The sequence below is a fragment of the Streptomyces durbertensis genome, from assembly GCF_014156695.1.
Lineage (GTDB): Bacteria > Actinomycetota > Actinomycetes > Streptomycetales > Streptomycetaceae > Streptomyces > Streptomyces durbertensis.
In genome coordinates, this window is the sequence record NZ_WMLF01000391.1 from 1 (window position 1) to 5,176 (window position 5,176).

The following is a 5,176-nucleotide window of genomic DNA, read 5'->3' on the forward strand; positions in this document are numbered from 1 at the left end:
ACCGGGGTGTGGTCGTCGCGGTAGGGGGGTGTCATGTGCCGCTCCGCTCCGCCCGGCCGGCCGACGGCGGGCGCTGTGGGTCCGTCAGGTGGCAGGCTGCGGCCGACGGCCCGGACGGCAGCGGCGGCCGCTCACTCGCGCAGCGCCCGCCGGGGACCAGCGTCCGCTCGGGGCACCGGGGGTGGAAGGCGCAGCCGCCGGGTGGTGCCAGCAGGCTGGGCGGGCTGCCCGCCACGGGGACGAGGTCCGCCGTGACGTCCCCGCGCAGCGTGGGCACGGACGCCAGCAGGCCCCGCGTGTAGGGGTGCCGGGGCTGCCGCAGCAGCGGCCGCGCGGGACCGCGTTCGACGGCCCGGCCGGCGTACATGACCAGCACGTCGTCGGCGACCCGGGAGACCACTCCGAGGTCGTGGGTGATCATGATGATCGCCGTCCCCGACTCCTGTTGCAGCTCCCGCAGCAGGTCGAGGATCTGCGCCTGGACGGTGACGTCAAGCGCGGTGGTCGGCTCGTCGGCGATCAGCAGCTCGGGGTCGCAGACCAGCGCCATCGCGATCATCACCCGCTGCCGCATGCCGCCGGAGAACTGGTGGGGGTAGTCGTCGACCCGGAGTCCGGGGTGCGGGATGCCGACCCGGTCCAGCATCTCGACCGCGCGCGCCCTGGCGGCCCGGCGGGAGACGCCCAGGTGCTTCCGGTACGGCTCGGCGATCTGACGGCCCACGGTGTGGTACGGCGACAGCGCGGTCAGCGGGTCCTGGAAGATCATCGCCATCCGTCGGCCGCGCAGCCGTTCCAGCTCCCGTTCCTCCGCGCCGGCCAGTTCCCGGCCGTCGAAGCGGATCGAGCCCTCGGTGCGGGTGCCGCGCCGGTCGTGCAGGCCGAGCAGCGCCATGCCCGTCACCGACTTGCCGGAGCCGGACTCCCCGACGACGCCGAGGGTGCGTCCTCGGCCCAGCTCGAAGGAGAGGCCGTCCACGGCCCGTACGACGCCGTCCTCGGTGTCGAACCGCACCCGCAGGTCCCGCACGGCGAGCAGCGGCTCTCCCCCGCCGTCCGTCCGCTTCCCCGTCCGTGTCCTCGTCGAAGGCGTCATCTCTCTCCTAGGACAGTCGGATGCGGGGGTCGATCCACGCGTAGACGGCGTCGACGACGATGTTGAAGGCGATGATCATCGCGGCGGCGAACAGCATCACGCCCATCAGCATCGGGAGGTCGGTCTGCGTGACGGAGTTCACGGCGAGCCGCCCGAGCCCGGGCAGGGCGAAGGTGAACTCGGTGACCATCGCGCCGCCGAAGAGCGAGCCGAGGTCGACGCCGAGGATGGTGACGATCGGGATGAGCGAGCCGCGCCAGGCGTGCCGGAAGAACACCGTGCGCCCGGACATGCCCTTCGCCCGCGCGGTGCGCACGTGGTCCTCGCGCAGCTGCTCGACGAGCGTGGAGCGCGCCATCCTGGTGTAGGCGGCGGTGAAGATGATCGACATCACCAGCCAGGGCACCAGCAGCCCCTTGAACCAGCCGACCGGGTCCTCTGTCAGGGCGACGTAGCGCGGACTCGGCAGCAGTTGCAGGTGGTACACGAAGACCGCGAGCACCAGCGGGCCGACCAGGTAGATCTGCATCGAACTCATCACCAGGGACAGCGAGCTGAGGCCCTTGTCGACGACGTTGCCCTGGTTGCGGGCGGCGATCATGCCGAGCGCGAGCCCGACGGTCAGGAAGACCACCGCTCCCCCCAGCGCCAGGGAGGCGGTGGTGGGGACGCGGTCCAGGATGGTCTCCAGGACGGGCGACTGGTCGCGGAAGGAGTAGCCGAGGCAGGGCGCCGGGCAGGGACCGGCGGCGAAATCCCTCCCGGCGAAGATCCCCACCAGGTACTCCCAGAACTGCACCGGCACCGGCCGGTCGACCCCGAGGCTCGCCCGGATCATCGCCAGCGACTCCGGGTCGCAGGTCTTGCCGCAGGCGAGCCGGGCCGGGTCGCGGGGGATGCTGTAGAAGAGCAGGAAGGTCACCGCGCTGATGACCAGCAGGATGACCGTCGCGCCGAGCACGCGACGCAGCAGGAACCTGATCATCTGGTTCTGGCTACTTCTTCAGGTAGAGCCGGGTGGGGTCGACTCCGCTGTGCTCGTTGTGGAACACCACGCCGCCGACGTTCGACCCGGCGATCTGGAGCTGCTTGTACGCGAAGAGCGGTACCGCCGGGGTGATCTCCTCCAGGATGTACTTCCCGAGTTCGAACCACTCGGTGGCGGCCTTCTCCGGTTCGGTGATGGCGGTGATCCGGTCGATCTCCCGGTTGACCCTGCGGTTGTTGAGGTGGGAGTAGTTGGCGGAGCCGTCCTCGATGGCGCGGCCGTCGTACTGCGGCGGAATGACGGTCGCGGCGCTGGCCCAGTCGTGGCCCCAGTTGCTGCGGTAGATGTCCCAGCCGTTGTCCACCTTGCCGATGCGGTCGTAGTAGTTGTCCACGGGCACCTCCCTGCGCTGCACGTCGAAACCGGCCTTCTTCAGCGCGTCGGCGACCGCGACCGAGCCCTTCTGGTCGGCGTCGGCGGTGGAGTGCGCGTAGACCAGGCGGGTGCCGACGGCGTCGGCCTCCTCCAGCAGTTCCCGGGCCTTCTTCACGTCGCCGCCGGGCTTGCTCACCTTCTCGAACGGGTCGTAGGAGGGGTCGGCGCCGGGCAGGGTGGGGTTGAGGTAGCCGCCGGTGAGTTCGCCGCCGATGCCGGGACCGTAGGGCGCGAGCACGGCCCGGGTGGGCAGCGCGTGGGCGATGGCCCGGCGGACCCGGTGGTCCTTGACGCGGTCCATGTTGATGGCCATCTGGGCGACGAAGATCTGGTAGCCCTCGATGGTGCGTTCCCGGGCGTCCTTGTCCTTGAGGACCTGCTGGGCGGTGTCGACGTCGACGGATCCGCTCCAGGTGACGGCGTTCGGGTCGGCGTCGGCGAGCAGTTCGCGGGCGCTCTTGCCGTACTCGTGGTTGAAGGTGATCTCGAACCGGTCCACGTAGGCGTGCCGCACGGGGTCGGTCTTGGGGTCCCACTGGTCGTTGCGGACCAGGGTCATGGACCGGCCGCGCCGGAACTCCCCGATCTTGTAGGGGCCCGAGGTGGCCGGTGAGCGGTCGTAGCGCTCCCTGGTGTCACGCTTCTGCGAGACGACGCCGTAGCCGGTGAGGGAGAGCGCGTACGGCAGGTCGTTGCGCGGCTGCTTGAAGCGGAAGACGATCGTGCGGTCGTCCGGGGTCTCCAGCACGTCGTCGGGCAGGTGGTCGCCCTTGTACGGCCCGCCGGGCAGCAGCTTGCGGTGGCCGGCGCCGGAGGTGTCCGCCAGCCACTCCTGGACGAACTTCGGCCCCTCGGTGACGAAGTCGGCGTACAGCCGCTCGACGGTGTGCCGGATGTCGCGCGAGGTGATCGGGCTGCCGTCCTCGAAGCGGATGTTCTCCTTGAGCGTGTAGGTCCAGGTGCGGCCGTTGTCGGAGACCTGTCCCGAGTCGGTGGCCAGGTCGCCGACGACGCTGTAGCGGCCCTTGTTGTCCAGCTTGACGGCGGTCAGCCGGCGGTGGATGAGACTGGCCATGGTGGTCTGCGAGCTGACGTACATCTGGGCGGGGTCCAGATGCTCGTAGCTGTCGCGTTCGAGTACCGGCATCACGCCGCCGCTCCGGGCGCCGGGGGGCGCCTCCGCCGGGCCGGTGGAGGCCGCGGCGTCGGCGAACTCGATGAGCGTCGCGCGTTCCGCCCGGGTCTTCTCCCTCGGTCCGGTGTCGCCGCCCCCGCCGGGGCTGCAGCCGGCCGCCGCCAGCGCGCCGACGACGAGCGCCGCCAGGACGGTCCGCGCGCTCCGGCGCCGAATTGCTGTGTGCTTGGCCATGGTCCCTGCCTGTGGTCGGTCGGTCACCGCTGCCCCCTGGGGTCGAACGCGTCCCGGACGGAGTCCCCGAGCAGGTTGAAGGCGACGATGAAGAGCACCATCGCGCCCGCCGGGAAGAACATGTAGGTGAGGTCGGACTGGTAGACCTCCGCGCCGCGCGCGAACATCCGGCCCCAGTCCGGGGTCGGTTCCATGATTCCCACGCCGAGGAAGGAAAGGGCCGCGGCCGTGGTGACAAACGTCGGCAACATGATCGTCGCCTGGACAAGAATCGGGGTCACCAGGTTCGGCAGGAGTTCCCGCCGGATGATCCACCACGGCGAGGCGCCGCTGACCTTCGCGGCCTCGACGAATTCCCGGTCCCGGAGCGAGAGGGTGACGCCGCGGAGAATTCTGGCCAAGGTCATCCAGCCCAGGAACCACAGGACAAGAATGACCGAAACCACCCGGATGTACGCGGGCGTCTCCTCCGCCGGGTCCACAAAAAGCGCCGCCACGATCGGCATGAAGGCGACGAAGAAGAGCTGGTTCGGGAAGGCCATCAGCAGGTCGATCAGCCGGTTCAGCAGATAGTCGGCCTTACCGCCGAGGTAGCCGGCGCTGACACCGATGATGATCGCGGTGAGCACCGCCAGCACGGTGACGGCCACCGCGATGCCCAGCGAGGTGCGGATCCCGAAGATCAGCTGGGTGAACACGTCACGGCCCTGGCCGGGTTCGAGGCCGAACCAGAACTCGCCGTCGATGCCGCCGTTCGGTTTCACCGGGTACTCGAACTCGTTGAGCAGCCCTTCGCGCTCGTGCCCGTAACGGGTGTAGGGGTCCTTGCCGTAGAGCCAGGAAATCACCGGGGCGAAGAGCGCGACGGCGAAGAAGAACAGCACCACGCAGGCGGCGGCCACGCCGGAGCGGTCACGCCGGAAGCGCCGCCACATGAGCTGCCCGGGCGAGCGGCCGGCGACTTCCCCGGCGGCGGAACCACCGGCCGCCGAATCCGCCGGAGCTGCGGTGGTCTCGGTCAACGTCCCCCCGTGCGGAAGAGGTGGAGTGGTCAGTGACTTTCCCAACAAGCCGGCGGCCGGTCAAGGACATTCACCGGCCTACACCAATGACACATTTTCCGATGGTCGCTTTTCGGCCGCCCTCGCGAAGGTTAACCCGACGGAAATCGGCGCGAATCACGGCTGATATGGCGGCGCCGCACGCTGGTGCCGTGCGGCCGTGCGGGTGCCGTCGAGAGACGGCCGGGGTGTCGCGACACCCCGGCCGTCCCCGCGGGCCTCAGCCC

The 5,176-nt window shown here is 70.0% G+C and carries 4 protein-coding genes; all 4 read right to left on the minus strand.

Annotation, left to right across the window (positions count from 1 at the left end):
* Positions 1-31 precede the first annotated feature (31 nt).
* The 4 genes from GL263_RS21060 to GL263_RS21075 are packed head-to-tail and all read right to left on the minus strand — an operon-like array spanning position 32 to position 4,910.
* Positions 32-1,096 (minus strand): ABC transporter ATP-binding protein, encoded by a 1,065-nt coding sequence (locus GL263_RS21060; RefSeq protein WP_182857304.1) that lies wholly within the window; start codon positions 1,094-1,096, stop codon positions 32-34.
* 7 nt (positions 1,097-1,103) lie between these two features.
* Complete coding sequence (locus tag GL263_RS21065) at positions 1,104-2,081, minus strand: ABC transporter permease (protein WP_182857305.1); 978 nt, start codon at positions 2,079-2,081, stop codon at positions 1,104-1,106.
* Between the two features lie 10 nt (positions 2,082-2,091).
* Positions 2,092-3,915, minus strand: a complete 1,824-nt coding sequence (locus GL263_RS21070) for an ABC transporter substrate-binding protein (RefSeq protein ID WP_323379501.1) — start codon at positions 3,913-3,915, stop codon at positions 2,092-2,094.
* Complete coding sequence (locus GL263_RS21075; RefSeq protein WP_228456711.1) at positions 3,912-4,910, minus strand: ABC transporter permease; 999 nt, start codon at positions 4,908-4,910, stop codon at positions 3,912-3,914. The genes GL263_RS21070 and GL263_RS21075 overlap by 4 nt, the downstream gene beginning before the upstream one ends.
* Between the last annotated feature and the right edge of the window lie 266 nt (positions 4,911-5,176).